This is a genomic window from Streptomyces sp. NBC_01635 (assembly GCF_045209715.1).
In the GTDB taxonomy this organism is placed as follows: Bacteria; Actinomycetota; Actinomycetes; order Streptomycetales; family Streptomycetaceae; genus Streptomyces; species Streptomyces hirsutus.
Map to the genome: position 1 here is coordinate 7,560,410 of NZ_CP109277.1, position 17,631 is coordinate 7,578,040.

Sequence of the window (17,631 nt, forward strand, 5' to 3'; positions counted from 1 at the left end):
GCAAGGTCGTCGGCACGCACACACCGAGGTGAGAGATGCAGTTCACCACCCGTCCCACCCTTCAGGGCACCTTCGGCATGGTGTCGTCCACGCACTGGCTGGCGTCCCAGTCGGCCATGGCCGTCCTGGAGGGCGGAGGCAACGCGTACGACGCGGCCGTGGCGGGCGCCTTCGTGCTGCACGTCGTCGAGCCGCACCTCAACGGACCGGCCGGCGAGGTGCCCATCCTGCTCGCGCCCGCCGGCGGCGAGGTGCGGGTGCTGTGCGGGCAGGGCGTCGCACCGGCCGGGGCGAGCGCCGCCCACTACCGGGCGCTCGGCCTGGACCTCGTCCCGGGCACCGGACCGCTCGCCGCCGCCGTGCCCGGCGCCTTCGACGCCTGGATGCTCCTGCTGCGCGACCACGGCACCCGCTCCCTCGCCGAGGTCCTCCAGTACGCCGTCGGATACGCCGAGCACGGGCACGCGCCCGTGGAGAACGTCGGCGGGACCGTCGAGACCGTACGGGAGCTGTTCGAGACGGAGTGGACCTCATCGGCGCAGGTGTACCTGCCCGGCGGCCGGGCGCCGCGCCCCGGCGAACTGTTCCGTAATCCGGCCCTCGCGGCCACGTGGCGGCGGCTGCTGGCCGAGGTCGCCGGCGCGGGCGGCCGGGAGGCGCAGATCGACGCCGCGCGGGAGGTGTGGCGCACCGGCTTCATCGCCGAGGCACTGGTCCGGCAGGCCGGGCGGCCCACCCTGGACACCAGCGGCGAGCACCGCGCCGGCACGCTGACCGCCGCCGACCTCGCCGGCTGGTCGGCGACGTACGAGACCCCGGCGACGTACGACTGGAACGGCTGGACCGTGTGCAAGGCGGGCCCCTGGAGCCAGGGCCCCGTCCTGCTCCAGCAGCTCGCCCTGCTCCCGCCGGAACTTCCCCCGTACGGCTCCGCCGACTACACGCACCTGCTGATCGAGGGCAGCAAGCTGGCCATGGCCGACCGGGAGGCCTGGTACGGGGACGCGGCCGAGGTGCCGCTCGACGACCTGCTGTCGGCGGAGTACAACGCCGAGCGGCGCACCCGGGTGGGACCCCGGGCCTCACACGTGCTGCGGCCGGGCAGTCCCGGCGGGCGCACCCCGCGGCTGAGCGCGCAGGCACGCGCGGCGGCCGCCGGCGCGGGCGGCCCGCGCGAGGCGGGGGGCCGGGGGAGGGACGCCGTGGTGCCGGGCGTCGGCGAGCCGACGGTCGCCAAGCCCCCCACGTCCCCCGTGCCGGGCGAGCCGGAGGTCTCCGGCGACGGGGCCACCCGGGGCGACACCTGCCACCTGGACATCGTCGACCGCTGGGGCAACATGGTCGCGGCCACCCCGAGCGGCGGCTGGCTCCAGTCCAACCCGGTCGTGCCCGAACTCGGCTTCCCCCTCGGCACCCGGCTCCAGATGACCTGGCTGGAGGACGGACTGCCCAACACGCTGACGCCGGGACGCCGCCCCCGGACCACCCTCACCCCGTCCCTCGCCCTGCGTGACGGAGTGCCGGTGATGGCGTTCGGCACGCCCGGCGGGGACCAGCAGGACCAGTGGCAGCTGCACTTCTTCCTCGCCGTCGCGCTGCGCGGCCCGGTACGCGGCGGGCTCGACCTGCAGGGCGCGATCGACGCCCCGAACTGGCACCACGACAGCTTCCCCGGCTCCTTCTACCCGCGGGGCACGCGCCCCGGCAGCGTCACCGTGGAGTCCCGGACGGACCCGGCGGTGGTGCGGGAGCTGCGGCGCCGGGGCCATGAGGTGACGGTCGGCGAGGCCTGGTCGGAGGGCAGGCTGTGCGCGGTCGCCCGGGACCCGGCCACGGGCGTGCTCTCGGCGGCGGCGAACCCGCGCGGCATGCAGGGCTACGCGGTGGGCCGCTGAGCCCATACCCGGTCGGACCGAGGACCCATATTCATGCGGATACCACCTGGAGTGCACCGAACGGGTGGGGTTTGTCAGTGGGGCATGTTCTCATGGGAGGCATGATCAAGGACAACGAAACCATCGAAGAGTTTCTCGCACAGCACGCCGCCGACGTGGAGGACGCCGTCCGCAAGGCCGCCGCGCAGGAGATCATGCCGCGCTGGCGCCGGCTCGCCGACCACGAGGTCGACCGCAAGTCCGGCCCGCACGACCTGGTGACCGACGCCGACCGGCAGGCCGAGCTGTACCTCACCGAGGCGCTGTCCGCCCTGCTGCCCGGCTCGGTCGTGGTGGGCGAGGAGGCGGTGCACGCCAACCCGGCGTCGTACGAGGGGATACGCGGCGAGGCGCCGGTGTGGATCATCGACCCGGTCGACGGCACCCGGCAGTTCGTGCACGGCGACACCGGATTCTGCACCCTGGTCGCCCTCGCGCTCGGCGGAGTCGTCCACGCCTCGTGGACGTTCGCCCCGGTCCACGAAGAACTCGCCACCGCCGTAAGGGGACAGGGCGCCTTCCTCGACGGCGTGCGGCTGCACGCCGGTTCCCCGGATCCCGGCAGCGATCTGCGCGTGGCCACCTCCCACCCGGACTTCACGACGGACGACCAGAAGCGCTCCCTCCTCGGCCTGTGGACGGACGGTGTGGCGCCCCGCTCCTGCGGCTCGGCCGGACTGGAGTACCTGGCCGTCGCCCGCGGTGAGTCGGACGCCACCGCCTTCTGCTGGGAAGCCGCTTGGGACCACGCGGCGGGCCTGCTCCTCGTCGAGGAGGCGGGCGGCACCCACCTGACCCGAGCCGGCGAGCCCTTCCGCATCACGGGCGGCAACGACCTCCCGTTCACCGCGGCCCGCGACGAGGCCACGGCCCGCCGGGTGACGGGACTGCTGTCAGCCGGAGTCTGACCTCCGGACCCGGAGTCCGACCTCCGGGTCCGACGCGCCCTCCGAGGCGGTGATGCGCCGGCCGGCGACCTCGAACCCGGTGACGGCGCCGACCGGCGGCCGGCTCTTCGGGCGGGCAGGCGGGTGAAGTCCCCGAAGCCACGGCCGGGCCCGCCGAAGTCCACGGCGAGACCGGTGCGCCCGGCTGCCCGGGGCGGTGCGACGACCGTGCCGGTGACGACCGCACCTTCCGGCAGGGGCCTGGTGCGGTACCGGGTGAAGTGCCGGTGCGGCCTCGCCGAGTCCCACGCCCGCGCGGACTCGGCCCCGGTGACGTTCCCGGCGTGCGCCGACACCCGGACGGTGCCCTCGGTGGGCACCCCGTGCACGGCCTCGTGGACGAACACACCGACCTGGCCGAAGCCCTTTCGAACCCGCGCGAGACCGGTTCGGGAGGCGGCGCCTCCGTCGCCGCCGTCCGGGGAACCGGCCACGTCCCGCAGCGGGTTCCCGGCCGGCGGCACCGGCGGCACCGGCGGCACCGGCGGCACCGGCGGCACCGGCGGCACCGGCGGCACCGGCGGCACCGGCAGCGACCGGCCGAGGACCGCCTGCCGCAGGACACGTCCCTGGTCGTCGAGTTCGTACCGGTACCGGGCGCCCGTACCGGAGAGGGGAAACCTCAGCCACCGAGTCACGCGGCGGAGGTCGCCCGGGGCCGGGAGGGTGTCGGTGTCCCGGCATATCCTGGGTTTCCCGATCGCCCCCGGTTGCCTCCGGGTGCCGTCGGCCGACGAAGGAGTTCCGAAGGTGGCGTCGATGCTCGATGTGGTCGTGGTGGGTGCGGGACCGAACGGGCTGACCGCCGCCGTGGAACTGGCCCGGCGCGGTTTCTCCGTCGCGTTGTTCGAGGCGAGGGGCACCGTCGGGGGCGGCGCCCGCACCGAGGAACTGACCCTGCCCGGCTTCCGGCACGACCCGTGCTCCGCGGCCCACCCGCTGGGCATCAACTCGCCCGCCTTCCGGGCCCTCCCGCTGGAGCGCCACGGCCTGGAGTGGCTGCACGCGGACCTGCCCATGGCCCACCCCTTCCTCGACGGCACGGCGGCCGTGCTGTCCCGGTCGGTCGGCGAGACGGCCGCCTCCTTCGGCCCGCGCGACGCCGGAGCGTACCGACGCCTGGTCCAACCCTTCCTGCCCCGGTGGGACACCCTGGCCCGCGACTTCATGTCCCTGCCGCTCACCGCGCTGCCCCGCGACCCGCTCGGCCTCGCCCGCTTCGGCCTCGTCGGACTCCAGCCCTCCACCTGGCTGATGCGCCGCTTCCACGACGAGCGGGCCAGGACCCTGTTCGCCGGACTCGTCGCCCATGTGATGGCGCCCCTCGGCGGCTTCGCCACCGGCGCCATCGGCCTGGTCTTCGCCCTCGCCGCGCACGCCCGCGGCTGGCCCGTCGCCCGCGGCGGCTCCCAGGCCCTCTCGGACGCCCTCGCGGCCTACCTGAAAGACCTCGGCGGCGCCGTCCACACCGACTATGAGGTCAAGCGCCTCGACGACCTGCCGCCGGCCCGCGCGTACGTCTTCGATACCTCGCCCACCGCCCTCGCCCGCATCGCCGGCTTCGGCAACCACTACGCGAACTACCGCTACGGCCCCGGCGTCTTCAAGATCGACTATGCGCTGGACGGTCCCGTGCCGTGGACCGCTCCGGAGGCGCGCAGGGCCTCCACCGTGCAGATTGGCGCGGACAGTGCCGAGATCGGCGCCGCCCTGCGCGCCGCGTCCCGGGAAGGCCGCGCCCCCGACCGGCCGTTCCTCATCACCGTGCAGCCCAGTGTCGTCGACCCCACCCGGGCGCCGGCGGGCAAGCAGGTCTTCTGGGCCTACGGCCACGTCCCGAACGGCTGGACCGGCGACCTGACCGACGCCGTGGAACGCCAACTGGAGCGCTTCGCCCCGGGGTTCCGCGACCGGGTCCTGGCCCGTGCCACCGCGGGTCCGCCCGAACTCGCCGCCCGCAACGCCAACTACGTCGGCGGCGACATCGGCTCCGGCGCCGCCGATGGCCTCCAGCTCCTGCTGCGCCCCAAGCTCTCCCTGTTCCCGTACTCCACCCCGCACCCGGCCGTGTTCCTCTGCTCGTCGGCCACCCCGCCCGGTCCCGGCGTCCACGGCATGTCCGGGCACAACGCGGCGAAGGCCGTCTGGAGGAGGCTGCGGCAGACATGACCACCATCACCCTCGTCCAGGGCGACATCACCCGTGAGCACGCCGACGCCATCGTCAACGCGGCCAACTCCTCCCTGCTCGGCGGAGGCGGCGTCGACGGCGCGATCCACCGCCGCGGTGGCCCCGAGATCCTGGAGGAGTGCCGCCGCCTACGTGCCTCGCACTATGGAAAAGGCCTGGCCACCGGCCGGGCCGTCGCGACCACGGCGGGCGCGCTGGACGCCCGCTGGGTGATCCACACCGTCGGCCCGCGGTTCAGCCACGAGGAGGACCGCTCGGAGTTGCTGGCCTCCTGCTACCGCGAATCCCTGCGCGTGGCCGACGAGCTGGGCGCACGCAAGGTCGCCTTCCCGGCCGTGTCCACCGGTATCTACGGCTGGCCCCTGGACGACGGGGCGCGCATCGCCGTCGAGACGGTGCGGAGGGCCGGCGCCGCCGTCGAGGAGGTGCGGTTCGTCCTCTTCGACGACCGGGCCTACGAGGCGTTCGCCGCGCAGCTCCGCTGACCCCCGGCCGCCGCCGAGGCATGTGCCCGGCCCGGGGCGCCGCCACGCGCACGGTCGTGCGCGCCGGGCGCGGCGCCGGCACGACCCTCGGTGCGCACCGGCCCGGACCGACGGCGGCGCAGGCCGGCCGGACGCCGCACACGGAACCGGTCGACGCGGTGCCTCCATGACCCGATCCGCCGAACGATCCGCCGACCCGCCGGGGCTCCGCTTTCACGGCCGATACGCTGCGCGAGTTGCCGTATGCGCGTGGTCACCCACACCATGGAGATCTCGTCCGGAGGCCGACCGGTCCGGCCTCGTCGCCGGGGACGGAAGGGGTGCCCCACATGACCAGGTACTTCGAGAGCGGCACCGGTGAACTCGTCCCCGACGCGCTGTCCGGATTCGCCCGCGCACACGCGGACCTCGTGGAGTACGACCCCGCGGACGGATACATCACCGCCCGGCGCACCGCACCGACACGGACCGTGGGTCTCCTCTCCGGCGGCGGTTCGGGACACGAACCCCTGCACGCCGGATACGTCGGTACGGGCATGCTCGATGCCGCCTGCCCCGGGAGGCTCTTCGCCTCTCCGCACAACCGGCAGATCTTCCGGGCCTCCCGCGCGGTGGCGGGGCCGAACGGCGTGCTGCACATCGTGAAGAACTACACGGGGGACCGGATCAACTTCGGTATCGCGGCCGAGCGGCTCGCCGACGCGGGGATCGCCTGCGGGCGGGTCCTCGTCGACGACGACCTCGCCTCCGACTCCGAGGAGATCGCCGCCGGACGCCGCGGCACGGGCGCCACGGTCCTGGTGGAGAAGGTCCTGGGCGGTGCCGCGGACACCGGGATGGGACTCGACGGACTGGTGGAGCTCGGCACCACCGTGGCGAACCGGTGCCGGACGCTCGCCGTCGCGTCCGCCGCCCACCATGTTCCGGTCACCGGCGAACACGCCTTCGAGCTGCCGTCCGGTGAACTGGAGTACGGCGTCGGTATCCACGGCGAACGCGCCGACCGCACTCGGAGCCAGAAACAAGTGGGCGTACTGGTGGAGGACATGGCGGGCGCGTTGCTGGACGCACTGCGCCCCGGACCCGACGATCCTCTGGTCGCCCTGGTCAACGGACTGGGCTCGGTCACGTCGCTCGAGCTGTACGGCATCTTCGGGGAGCTGGGCCGCTTCCTCGACACCCGGCGGGTGCGGCTCGCCCGGCACCTCGTCGGCGACTACGTCACGGCACTCGACATGCGGGGCTTCTCCCTGACCCTCATGGTCGCCGACCCTACGGTGCTGGACTTCTACGACGCTCCGGTCCGCACCCCGGCGTGGCGATGGTGAGGGGCCGACCAGCCGACAGGAGCAGGAGGACGGCACCATGACGACCGCCGTTTTCGACAGCACGCGGACCCGTGACTGGACGCGTCGCTTCGCCGCATCCGTGTACGACACCGAGGCCGAGCTGACCGAGCTCGACCAGCAGGTGGGAGACGGTGACTTCGGGACCAATCTCGCCGCCGGAGTCCGGGCCGCCGTGCTCCGGCTCGATCGGACGGGGGGTCCGGCGGGCTCCGCGGAGACGCTGGGGGCCGTGGCCACCGCCTTCCTCGACGAGATCGGCGGGACCAGCGGCCCTCTGTTCGGTCTGCTGTTCCAGGCGTTGAGCAGGGCCGCCGCCGATTCCGACGTCGGCTTGACGACGGGCGCGCTCGCCGAAGGCACCGCCGAGGGCCTGGCCGCCATCCGCCGTGTGGGTGATGCCGCGCCCGGGGACAAGACACTGGTCGACGCGCTGGCCCCTGCCGCCGCCGCGCTGCGGGCGGCACAGGGCACGCCTGCCGCGGCGGCGCTGGCCGCGGCAGCGGACGGCGCATGGCAGGGGGTGAGGGACACCGCGTGCCTGACGGCGCGCAGGGGCCGGGCGAGCTACCTGGGTGAACGGGCGACAGGTATCCCCGATCCCGGAGCGGTGGGCGTCGCCCTGTTCTTCGCCTCCGCCGCCGAGACCGTGCACACCCTGGCACCCCACCTGTCCACCGGCTGATCCTTCCCCCGCCCGGGGAGACGGGCCGGACGTCGTCGTCTGCTTCTCTCCCCGGTCGGGGAGGCCGCCTCCCGAACCGGGGGCGCCGGAATCCAGGGGGCACTGGGGCCCGGTGTACCGGGCCCCAGTGCCCCCTACACACCGATCCTGCTTCGGGCCCATGCCAGCAGTTCACCGTCGGCGAGGTGCGCGACCCACAGGTCGGCCTTCTCCGCCTCTCGACCCGGCGGGCGCGGTCCGATGCCGAGGACGCGCAGGCCCGCCCGGCGGGCCGACTCCATGCCGGTCAAGGAGTCCTCCACGGCCAGGGCCTCCTCGGGCGGCACACCGCAGAGACGGGCGGCCACCCTGTAGACGTCGGGCTGCGGCTTCGGCCGTACGCCCTCCTCGGCGACCACGACGTGGCCGAAGCAGCCGAGGAGCCCGGCCCGGTCGAGGCATGACTCCACCACCTCGCGGGGGCAGTTGCTCGCCACGGCGAGAGGAAGGTGGCGGGCGGCCCTCCGGACCAGCGAGGCAGCGCCCGGCATGGTGACGGGGTCCCGGTCGACCAGCGCGGTGAAGGTGTCGAGGAGCGTCCCGGTCAGGTCCTCCACGAGGTCCGGTTTCCCGGTCTCCTCGGCCATGAGCGCGCCGCACTCGGTGTAGTGCATGCCCTTCGCCCGGTCGGCGAACCCGGCCGGCGGTTTGAGGCCGAACGCCCGGAAGGTGATGTTCCGGGCTTCCTGCCAGTGCTGTTCCGTGTCCATCAGAGTTCCGTCGCAGTCGAAGACGATGGCGGCGGGTGACCAGGAAAGGATGCGATGAGCTGTCATGCAGGTGCCGTTCTCGAAGGCCGCGTCGACCGGTTCGATGCCGGGGCGCAGGCGTGTCTGGATGGAAGTGATCCACTCGCGGACATGAGTGGGGCGGGGATGCCGTACGGCTGCCGCAGTCGTGCGGGCGTGGCTGAGGGCGTCGTGACGGACGCGAGGCGTTGTTCCGGGCGAATCCCGAAAACATCGTGGCCGTTACGTTAATTTCGCTTCTGTGATTTCCGCAATCACCAATTCGGGTGCATGGGAACGTCGCGCCCGAAGGTCTTCGGTCTTCCGGGTGAGGGGCGGAGAAAGGGGCCGGCGTGCTGGAAATGCGGTCGGCGTCCCTGGTGGGAGCTGCTTCCGGGGTGTTGCGGAGCCGGCCGGGGCAGAGGTTCTCAGGCTCGGCCGAAACGATTCTTCCCAACGGGGCGACGCAGAGCGCGTTGAGGTCCGTACCCACGCATGGCCCAAGAATAATAAGATCTTCGCGCGCTGCGCATGTGCCTCAATGGGGGGTGCCCGGATTTTCCTGTCGTAGCGTTGGCGCGTTTGATCGAAGGTGGAACTGCAGTGCAGGACAGGGCGCGTGCGACCCGCAAAGTGCTGTTGGAGTCGGCAGCACATCTATTCGTCGAGCGAGGATATTCGGGAACGAGTGTCAATGACATAAGCGATCACTCGGGAAGAACCAGTGGGGCGATCTATTTCCATTACTCCAGCAAGGAGAAGCTGGCACTGGCCGTGGTCCGCGAGCAGTTCGCCACCTGGCCGCAGCTCGCCGTCGCCTATGCCAGGCCGGGCGTCCCTCCGCTGGAGAAGCTGGTCGGCCTCAGCTTCCGTGTCGCGGAGTCCCTCAGTGAGGACGTCGTGGCGCGTGCCGGTGCACGGCTGTGGGCGGAACGCCGCACCATCGAGGCCGACGTACCCACGCCGTTCGACGCCTGGTCGGTGGCCGCCACCCGGCTTCTCGCCCAGGCCCGCACCAGAGGCGAACTCGCCGAAGGAGTCGAGCCGTCGGCCGCAGCCGTGACACTCGTGTGCGCGTTCTTCGGGCTCTGCACCCTGACGGACGAGATGCCGGGCGGGCGGAACTGGCAAGAGCGGCTGGACCAGTGGTGGATGCTGGTCCTGCGGTTCCTGCAGGCGAATCCTGACCCGGCCGCTCTGCTCGCCCGCGCGCGGGTGCGGATTGCCGCGCGCCAGGAGGGCCCGGCCTTGTCCCGGACCTGACGGAGCACCTGCCCGGGACGGCGGGCCGGGCGAGCGCCGGGCAGCCGGGGCCGAGGGTCGGCCAGTGCACTCCGGGGACGAGGTGAGGGAGGCCGCGCGCCGCGAGTTCGGCCTCCTCGCCGCGGCGAGGACGCCGAACGCCGTGCAGCCGGGGCCGCGGGGACCGGAGCGCAGCCGGACGACGCACGGGGCCAAGGATTCCGTACAGCTGCGACGGTCCGAGGAGGAACTCCGTGGCGTCACCGCCGCAGGCGCGGTGACGTGAGAGCGGTGACCGGCCCGCCGATCCCTTGTGCCGGAGAGGGGCGGTGGCGCGGGGGAGGCGCGTTCGAGGGGGTGGCGCAAGGAGTGATGCGCAGGCCGGAACCCTGGCCGGCCTCCCGTTCGGCCGCGCCGTGGAGCACCGCCCCCGCGGCGTGCGGCAGCCCGTGGGCTCAGTCGGTGAGGCCCAGCGCCCCGGCCGCCTGGATCGCCAGCCAGACCTCGGTGAGCGCGCCGGTCGAGGACAGGTCGCGGCCGGAGAGGGCGCCGAAGCGTCGCAGCCGGTAGGCGAGTGTGTTGGGGTGGATGTGCAGCGCCGTGGCGGCGGTCTCGGTGCGGCGGTCGCGTTCCATCCAGGTGCGGGCGGAGACCAGCAGCTGGGAGTCGTGCTCCGCGTCGTAGCGCAGCACCTCGCCGAGCACGTGGTCGACCAGCGCGGTCAGGACCGCGGGGTCGTCCGACAGCCAGCGCCCCGTCGCGTCGGCGCCGTAGCGGACCAGCGGGCGGCCCGACTCGCCCGCCTTGGAGACCGCCCACAGGGCCTCGCGCTGGGCGACCTTCAGAGCCGCGCCCGGCCGGAAGGGGCGGCTCATCCCGGCCGTCACGGCCGGCAGCGCGCCGATGGTGTCGGCCAGTTCCGGCGCCCCGAGGACGTACCGGTCCTCGCCCCAGGTCAGCAGCAGATGGGAGTGGTCCTCGAGGCAGGCCAGCAGCGCCTCGTCGGGGGTGTGCCGGACCACGATCAGGACGGTGTCGCCCTCGATGGAGTGCCGGGCCAGCCTGCGGCGGGCGGCTTCCGGGTCGAGCACCTCCTGGAGCAGCTCGGCCAGCGTCTCGGCTCCCTCGCGGCGCAGCGTCTCGCGTTCGCTGCGCACCATCGCCACCCGCAGTGCCGCCACCGTCGCGATGTGCTGGACCACCGCGAGGCCGGCGGGCTGGGCGCCCTGCCGCTCGTACGCCACCAGGAAGCCCGCCGGGCCGCCGGGCGCCGGCACCGGCAGGACGAAACCGCCGGGGACGGTCGGCGCGGCGTCCACCGAGGCGGGCAGCACCCCCGGACCGGGCGTCGGCACCCCGGGCAGCAGCGGGCGGCCCTGCGGGGTGCAGAGATACACGTCATACCCGGACAGGCGTTCGAGGCGGCGCAGGAGGGTCGGGGTGTCGAGGTCCTCGGCGACCATCCAGCGCAGCGAGCCGAAGACCTGCAACTGCGCGCCCAGCCGGTGCCGGGCGTCCTCCTGCACCGCGGCGGCGACCTCCTGGGAGACCGCGATGAACGGAACGGCGAGCGGCACCTCCAGCACCGGGAAGCCCCGCTCCTCGGCCGCCAGGAAGAACGCCTCGTGCAGCACGGGCATGTGCAGCTGCGCCGAGAGGGCCAGCGCGGAGACGCCGGCGTCGTCCAGCCGCTCCAGATAGCGGCGCTGCCCGGCCGCCGTGCGAGGGATCCCGAGCCCCGTCGTCATGAGGATCTCGGCCCCCAGAAGCCATGGGGTCGGATCGTCCAACTCGCTTACGTGCGCCCACGATACGGAGCGGCCGAGGCCGCTGATGCCCGCCTTCACGGACAGCTGGAGGGCGGGGAAGGAGAGGAGATCCTCGACGGTGAGTTTGTCGGCAGGCACATGAAACAGGCTATCTCTTCGTGACCGGCACAATTGTCGATGGTCGGCGAGTGACCCACACTGTGGGCCCGTCCCCGGTATGAACAGCAGGTGAGAGCCCCATGGCGACCTCGGTCACCGAAATCGAGACTCATGGTGTCGAGCAGATCCCGGACGAGGACCGCACGGCCCGTCCGCTCGACCTGTTCCGGCTCGCCTTCGGCGGCGCCAACACCTTCGCGACCTGTGTGCTGGGCGCCTTCCCGATCCTGTTCGGCCTCTCCTTCTGGCAGGGGCTCGCGGCGACCGTGCTCGGACTGGTCGCGGGCGCCCTGCTGCTCGCGCCGATGGCGCTCTTCGGCCCTGCCAACGGCACCAGCAACTCCGTCTCCTCCTCCGCCCACCTGGGAGTGCACGGCAGGGTCGTCGGCTCCTTCCTCTCGCTGCTCACCGCGATCGCCTTCTTCTCGATCTCGGTGTGGTCCTCGGGCGACGCCCTCGTCGGCGGCGCGCACCGGCTGGTGGGACTCCCCGAGTCCACCCTGTCGTACAGCGTGGCGTACGCGATCTTCGCCGCCCTCGTGCTGGTGGTCTGCATCTACGGCTTCCGCTTCATGCTGCTGGTCAACAAGATCGCCGTGGTGGCGGCATCGGCCCTGTTCGTGCTGGGCGCCTTCGCCTTCGCCGGCGACTTCGACCCCGGCTACGCGGGCAGCTTCGCCTCGAGTGCCGACCCGCTGTTCTGGCCGTCCTTCATCGGCTCCGCGCTGATCGTGCTCTCCAACCCGGTCTCCTTCGGCGCGTTCCTCGGCGACTGGTCCCGCTACATCCCCACCGCGACGCCCCGCCGCCGGGTCATGGGCGCGGCGTTCCTGGCCCAGGCCGCCACCCTGCTGCCGTTCGTCTTCGGTCTCGCCACCGCGTCGATCATCGCGACCCAGGCCACGAAGTACGTCGACCCGGCCGCGCCCAACTACGTCGGCGGCCTGCTCGCGATCTCCCCCGGCTGGTACTTCCTGCCGCTCTGCCTCATCGCGCTGATCGGCGGCCTGTCCACCGGCACGACCGCCCTGTACGGGACCGGACTGGACTTCTGCAGCGTCTTCACCCGCTTCAGCCGCGTCCAGGCGACGGTCCTCATCGGCGCCCTGTCCATCGTCTTCATCTTCATCGGCCGCTTCGCGCTGAACCTGACCCAGTCGATCTCCACCTTCGCCACCCTGATCATCACCTGCACGGCACCGTGGATGGTCGTGATGATCCTCGGCTACGTCACCCGACGGGGCTGGTACGACGCCGAGGCGCTCCAGGTCTTCAACCAGCGCCGCACCGGAGGCCGCTACTGGTTCGCCCACGGCTGGAACTGGCGCGGCCTGGCCACCTGGCTGGTCTCCGCCGTCGTGGCCCTGCTGTTCACCAACCTGCCCGGCCAGTTCGTCGGACCGCTCGGCAACCTGGCCGACGGCATGGACATCTCGCTGCCGGTCGGCCTCGTCCTCGCGGCGGTGCTCTACCTCGTCCTGCTCGCGCTGTTCCCCGAGCCGCGCGGGGTGTACGGACCGGCGGGACCCCGCTTCGTCCGGGCCTCCGAGGCCGAGGTCCTGCCGATCAGCGGCGGCCCGCAGGAGGCCGCCCCCGCGGAGCCGGCCAGGGTCGGCTGACCGTTCGACGACCTCGCGACGATCCGTCCGAGTGGCTGAGAGCTCGCGCCGTGCACCACGGGGCGGGCCCGCGCAACAGCGGGCCCGCCCCGTCGGCCTTCCTCGCGGTCTGCTCTCCGCGCGCCCGCCGTGCACGGACGAACGACGGGAATCGAGCCATCGAACCCTCAGGATCGAACAGACTTCGACAGGGTCATTGCTCCGATTGTGTTCGAGTCCTAGGGTGTGCCTGGCTCAGAACTCGCCCGCGTCACCTCCTTCATCACTCGTTGTGATCCGTCCCGACAGCAACGCGTCCTCCGTCACGGTGTGCTGAGGGCCGCCCCCGACGTGCCTCCGGTCCGTGCTCCTGTCCGTGCATCCGTGCGCGTGCGGCGGTGCGCTGTCGAACCGAGGAAGGCCACGGTCATGCCGCACTCCCACGTGTCTCCCCCCGAGCGGTCCGCCCACCCCGCCGCACGGCCGCCCGTCAGCCGCCGCCGGCTGCTGGAGGGGGGAGCCGCCCTCCTCGGCGCGTTCGCCCTGTCCACGGCGCCCGCCGACGCGCACGCCGCCGGCCGGAGAACCGCGGCCGACGCGCCGGACGGCAGCCCCGCCGCGGACAACGGGCCGGAGTGGAACGGAAACATCGCCGTCTTCCGGCTCGGCACCGAGCCTCCGCACACCACGCTCATGCCGTACGCGGACCTCGAACAGGCCCTCGCCGCCGACCGCACCCGCTCGCCGTACCGGCTGAGCCTCGACGGCACCTGGAAGTTCGCCCACGCCGACCGTCCCGAGGACCGCGACCCCGACTTCCACCGCCCCGACCTCGACGACAGCTCCTGGGGCGGCATCCCCGTTCCCTCCTGCTGGCAGCTGCACGGCTACGACGCGCCGATCTACGTCAACATCACCTACCCCTGGTGGGGTGCCAACGGCCTCGGCGAGGAGGCGCGGCCACCGGCCGCCCCGACCCGCTTCAACCCCGTCGGCCAGTACCGGCGCACCTTCACCGTGCCCCGCGACTGGACGGGGACGGGACGGCGCACCTTCCTGCACTTCGAGGGGGTCAAGTCCGCCCACTACGTGTGGATCAACGGCACGCTCGTGGGCTACCACGAGGACTCCTACACCTCCGCCGAGTACGACATCACCGAGCACCTGAAGCCCGGCACCAACCGGATCGCCGTCGAGGTCTACCGCTATTCGGACGGCGACTGGCTGGAGGACCAGGACATGATCCGGCTGAGCGGCATCTTCCGCTCGGTGCACCTCTACTCCACTCCCGCCGTCCACCTGCGCGACTTCCGTCTGGACACCCCGCTGGCCGACGCCCACACGACCGCCGCGCTGAAGGTCACCGCCCAGGTGCGGGACTGCTCGGGCGGGAAGGGAGCGGGCCGGTACACCGTCGAGACCCAGCTCTACGACGCCCGGGGCCACGCCGTCTGGCCCCGGCCCCTGGAGTCGGCCGCCGACACCCGTTCCGTACCCGCAGGGCAGGACGTCACCGTGGAGGCGTCCAGGGCCGTGCCCGACCCGCGGCTCTGGTCGGCCGAACACCCGTACCTCTACACGGCGGTGCTCCGGCTGCGGGACCCCTCCGGAAGGGTGACCGAGACCCTCTCGCACCGGGTCGGCCTGAGGGAGTTCGCCCTCACGGACGGCCTGATGAGGATCAACGGCAAGCCGGTCTCGTTCCGGGGCGCCAACCGCCACGAGATGCACCCCGACCGCGGCATGTCCCTCACCCGCGCGGACATGGTCGAGGACATCGGGATCATCAAGCGGCTCAACATGAACACCGTCCGCACCTCCCACTACCCCAACAACCCGCTCTGGCTCGAACTCGCCGACGAGTACGGCCTGTACCTCGTGGGCGAGACCAACCTCGAGACCCACGGCATCCGCGGCGAGTACCCCGGCAGCCACCCCGACTGGACCGAGGCGTGCGTGGCCCGGGCGCAGAACATGGTGCACCGCGACAAGAACCATCCCTCGGTCGTCATCTGGTCGCTCGGCAACGAGGCCGGCGGCGGCACCACCTTCAACGCCATGCACGACTGGATCCGCTCCTACGACGCCACCCGCGTCATCCAGTACGAGGGCGACGACCGTCCCGGCATCAGCGACATCCGCTCGAAGATGTACGAGAGCCCCGCCCGTGTCGAGGAGAGAGCCGAGGACACCGGCGACACCCGGCCGTACGTGATGATCGAGTACTCGCACGGCATGGGGAACTCCAATGGCAACTTCAAGAAGTACTGGGACGTCGTCCGCCGGCACGACGTGCTCCAGGGCGGCTGGATCTGGGACTTCGCCGACCAGGCGCTGCGCCACCCCGCCCCGGCGCGCATCCGGCTCACCGAGTCGGGTCCCGCCCGTCTGCGCGGCGAGATCGTCAACCCCAGCGGCACGTTCTCCCGCGCCCGCGGCATCTCCGGCGGCACCGTCTTCCCCCGCGACGAACGCCTCGACCTCACCGGCTCGTTGACCCTGGAGGCATGGATCGTTCCCAAGGTGACGGGATATCACCAGCCGATCATCGTCAAGGGGGACACCCAGTACGCGCTCAAACAGAGCGGCGGCAACCTGGAGTTCTTCGTCCACGGCGGCGGCCAGTGGATCACGGCCACCTGGGGCCTCCCGGCCGACTGGACCGGGCGCGAGCACCACATCGCCGGAATCTACGACGCGGAAGCGGGCACGCTCACGCTGTACGCCGACGGCGTGGTGCGGGCCACCCGGACCACCTCCCGAGGTCCCGACGCCAACACCGCGCCGCTCTCCCTCGCCACCGATGTCGACAACCCCACCCGTGAGTTCAGCGGCACCATCCGGCGCGCCCGGGTGTACGCGCGTGCTCTCGGCGCCCCCGAACTGGCCTCGAAGGACCGGCGCCCAGGTGACGAAGGGGTGCGGTTCTGGTTCGACGCGGCCGACGCCGAGCACGCCGAACTGCGGCCCCGGGGAAAGGACTTCTTCGCCTACGGCGGCGACTGGGGCGACAACCCCAACGACGGCGCCTTCTCCGGTGACGGCATCGTCACCGCGGACCGCCGCCACACCGGAAAGGCCGCCGAGGTCAAGCGGATCCACCAGGCCGTCCACGTCACGCCCGCGTCCGGCTCCAGCGGTGTGCCCACCTCGGGGCGCGTCACCCTCACCAACGAGTACCTGTTCACCAACCTCCGTGAATTAAAAGGCAGCTGGTCCCTCATGGCCGACGGGAAGGCCGTACAGCGAGGCAGGCTCACCCGCAGCCAGTCGAACGTGCCGCCCTCGTCCGCCAAGGACATCACCCTGCCCCTGCGGCTGCCGCGGAACCCGGCACCCGGCACCGAGTACTTCGTGCGGCTGTCCTTCACCACCCGGGAACGCACCGCATGGGCCGACGCCGGATTCGAGGTGGCCGCCCAGCAGCTCCCCGTCGACGCGGGCAGCCCGGCCGTGACCCCCGTACCGCTGGAGAGCGTCCCGGCACTGCGCCACGACGACGGCGACAAGGCCGTCACGGTCCGGGGCAAGGGCTTCTCCGTCACCGTCGACAAACGCAGCGGCGTCATCACCTCCTACGAGGCCGGTGGACTACGCCTGATCGACTCCGGCCCCGTGCCGAACTTCTGGCGGGCGCCCACCGACAACGACCGGGGCAACGGCCAGCACACCCGCAACCAGACCTGGCGCGACGCCGGTACCCGGCGTGAGGTGACGGACGTGCGGGTGCGGGCCCTGCGGGACCGGGCCGTCGAGATCCTGGTCACCGGGACCCTGCCCACCGCGACCGGGTCCACGTACACGACCGCCTACACCGTCTTCGGCAACGGTGAGATCAAGGTCGGCAACACCCTGCACCCGGGCGCCCCGAACCTGCCGTACATCCCGGAGGTCGGCACCCTGCTGTTCCTGCCCCGGAGCCTGGACCGCCTGGACTACTACGGCCGCGGCCCGGAGGAGAACCACTGGGACCGTGCCGACGGCACCGACGTCGGGCTGTACTCCGGCACCGTCGCCGGCCAGTGGACGCCCTATCTGCGCCCGCAGGAGAACGGCAACAGGACCGAGGTGCGCTGGGTGGCGCTGACCGGCCGTGACGGACGCGGCCTGCTCGCCGGCGGCGAACCGCTGCTCGAGGTCAACGCCTCGCACTTCACCCCGGAGGACCTGTCGGCCGGGGTGCGGCACGACTACCAGCTCACCCCGCGCGACGCCGTCGTGCTGCGGCTGAACCACCGGCAGATGGGTGTCGGCGGAGACGACAGCTGGGGCGCCCACACCCACGACGAGTACAAGCTCTTGGCGAACCGCGACTACGCGTACACCTACCGGCTGCGCCCGCTGACCGACGTGGACGAGGCGACGGCGCTGTCCCGGCGGCCGACAGCGGAGGAGTTCACCGACTAGAGGGGGCGTGGGGCCGGCCCCGGCAGCTTCCACGGGGCCGGCGCGGTCACTCGGCCGCGCCGGGCCCCGGGCCGGCGCGGCCGTCGTACGCGACGAACCTGC

The 17,631-nt window shown here is 72.5% G+C and carries 12 protein-coding genes; 10 read left to right on the top strand and 2 right to left on the bottom strand.

From position 1 onward, the window contains the following. The first annotated feature begins 35 nt into the window (after window positions 1-35). From OHB56_RS35140 to dhaL, 6 genes are all read left to right on the top strand, one after another. Window positions 36-1,895: a gamma-glutamyltransferase family protein gene (locus tag OHB56_RS35140; protein ID WP_406357800.1), complete on the top strand. Its 1,860-nt coding sequence runs from the start codon at window positions 36-38 to the stop codon at window positions 1,893-1,895. Window positions 1,896-1,996: 101 nt separating this feature from the next. Then, the gene (locus OHB56_RS35145; protein WP_326755755.1) at window positions 1,997-2,842 is read left to right on the top strand and encodes an inositol monophosphatase family protein; all 846 of its coding nucleotides are present in this window, start codon (window positions 1,997-1,999) and stop codon (window positions 2,840-2,842) included. A 798-nt stretch (window positions 2,843-3,640) separates the two neighbouring features. After that, window positions 3,641-5,050 (top strand): phytoene desaturase family protein, encoded by a 1,410-nt coding sequence (locus tag OHB56_RS35150; RefSeq protein WP_406357801.1) that lies wholly within the window; start codon window positions 3,641-3,643, stop codon window positions 5,048-5,050. After that, window positions 5,047-5,556, top strand: coding sequence for an O-acetyl-ADP-ribose deacetylase (locus OHB56_RS35155; protein ID WP_326755757.1), 510 nt, complete (start codon window positions 5,047-5,049; stop codon window positions 5,554-5,556). The genes OHB56_RS35150 and OHB56_RS35155 overlap by 4 nt, the downstream gene beginning before the upstream one ends. Window positions 5,557-5,885: 329 nt before the next feature. Beyond that, window positions 5,886-6,884: a dihydroxyacetone kinase subunit DhaK gene (locus OHB56_RS35160; RefSeq protein ID WP_326755758.1), complete on the top strand. Its 999-nt coding sequence runs from the start codon at window positions 5,886-5,888 to the stop codon at window positions 6,882-6,884. 37 nt (window positions 6,885-6,921) lie between these two features. After that, window positions 6,922-7,587: a dihydroxyacetone kinase subunit DhaL gene (dhaL, locus tag OHB56_RS35165; RefSeq protein ID WP_406357804.1), complete on the top strand. Its 666-nt coding sequence runs from the start codon at window positions 6,922-6,924 to the stop codon at window positions 7,585-7,587. A gap of 134 nt (window positions 7,588-7,721) precedes the next feature. Here the strand turns inward: dhaL and OHB56_RS35170 are convergent, their stop codons facing one another. Next, the gene (locus tag OHB56_RS35170) at window positions 7,722-8,402 is read right to left on the bottom strand and encodes an HAD family hydrolase (RefSeq protein WP_406357806.1); all 681 of its coding nucleotides are present in this window, start codon (window positions 8,400-8,402) and stop codon (window positions 7,722-7,724) included. A 555-nt stretch (window positions 8,403-8,957) separates the two neighbouring features. Between OHB56_RS35170 and OHB56_RS35175 the strand changes: the two genes are divergently transcribed. Both OHB56_RS35175 and OHB56_RS35180 read left to right on the top strand, forming a co-directional pair. Next, complete coding sequence (locus OHB56_RS35175) at window positions 8,958-9,617, top strand: ScbR family autoregulator-binding transcription factor (protein WP_406357808.1); 660 nt, start codon at window positions 8,958-8,960, stop codon at window positions 9,615-9,617. Between the two features lie 64 nt (window positions 9,618-9,681). After that, window positions 9,682-9,882 carry a hypothetical protein gene (locus OHB56_RS35180; RefSeq protein ID WP_406357809.1) on the top strand — a complete coding sequence of 67 codons (201 nt, stop codon included), beginning with the start codon at window positions 9,682-9,684 and terminating at the stop codon, window positions 9,880-9,882. Window positions 9,883-10,051: 169 nt separating this feature from the next. Here the strand turns inward: OHB56_RS35180 and OHB56_RS35185 are convergent, their stop codons facing one another. Next, entirely contained in the window at window positions 10,052-11,503 is a 1,452-nt protein-coding gene (locus tag OHB56_RS35185) for a PucR family transcriptional regulator (RefSeq protein ID WP_406357811.1), read from the bottom strand. Between the two features lie 101 nt (window positions 11,504-11,604). Here OHB56_RS35185 and OHB56_RS35190 point away from each other — a divergent pair, with 101 nt between their 5' ends. Continuing rightward, entirely contained in the window at window positions 11,605-13,143 is a 1,539-nt protein-coding gene (locus OHB56_RS35190; RefSeq protein WP_326755763.1) for a cytosine permease, read from the top strand. A 408-nt stretch (window positions 13,144-13,551) separates the two neighbouring features. Further along, the gene (locus OHB56_RS35195) at window positions 13,552-17,529 is read left to right on the top strand and encodes a glycoside hydrolase family 2 TIM barrel-domain containing protein (RefSeq protein WP_406357813.1); all 3,978 of its coding nucleotides are present in this window, start codon (window positions 13,552-13,554) and stop codon (window positions 17,527-17,529) included. Window positions 17,530-17,631 lie beyond the last annotated feature (102 nt).

Coding starts and splice junctions, on each gene's coding strand:
- OHB56_RS35155 (WP_326755757.1), top strand. CDS start 5,047: ATGACCACCATCACCCTCGTCCAGGGCGACATCACCCGTGAGCACGCC.
- OHB56_RS35150 (WP_406357801.1), top strand. CDS start 3,641: ATGCTCGATGTGGTCGTGGTGGGTGCGGGACCGAACGGGCTGACCGCC.
- OHB56_RS35170 (WP_406357806.1), bottom strand. CDS start 8,402: ATGACAGCTCATCGCATCCTTTCCTGGTCACCCGCCGCCATCGTCTTC.
- OHB56_RS35160 (WP_326755758.1), top strand. CDS start 5,886: ATGACCAGGTACTTCGAGAGCGGCACCGGTGAACTCGTCCCCGACGCG.
- OHB56_RS35190 (WP_326755763.1), top strand. CDS start 11,605: ATGGCGACCTCGGTCACCGAAATCGAGACTCATGGTGTCGAGCAGATC.
- OHB56_RS35140 (WP_406357800.1), top strand. CDS start 36: ATGCAGTTCACCACCCGTCCCACCCTTCAGGGCACCTTCGGCATGGTG.
- dhaL (WP_406357804.1), top strand. CDS start 6,922: ATGACGACCGCCGTTTTCGACAGCACGCGGACCCGTGACTGGACGCGT.
- OHB56_RS35145 (WP_326755755.1), top strand. CDS start 1,997: ATGATCAAGGACAACGAAACCATCGAAGAGTTTCTCGCACAGCACGCC.
- OHB56_RS35195 (WP_406357813.1), top strand. CDS start 13,552: ATGCCGCACTCCCACGTGTCTCCCCCCGAGCGGTCCGCCCACCCCGCC.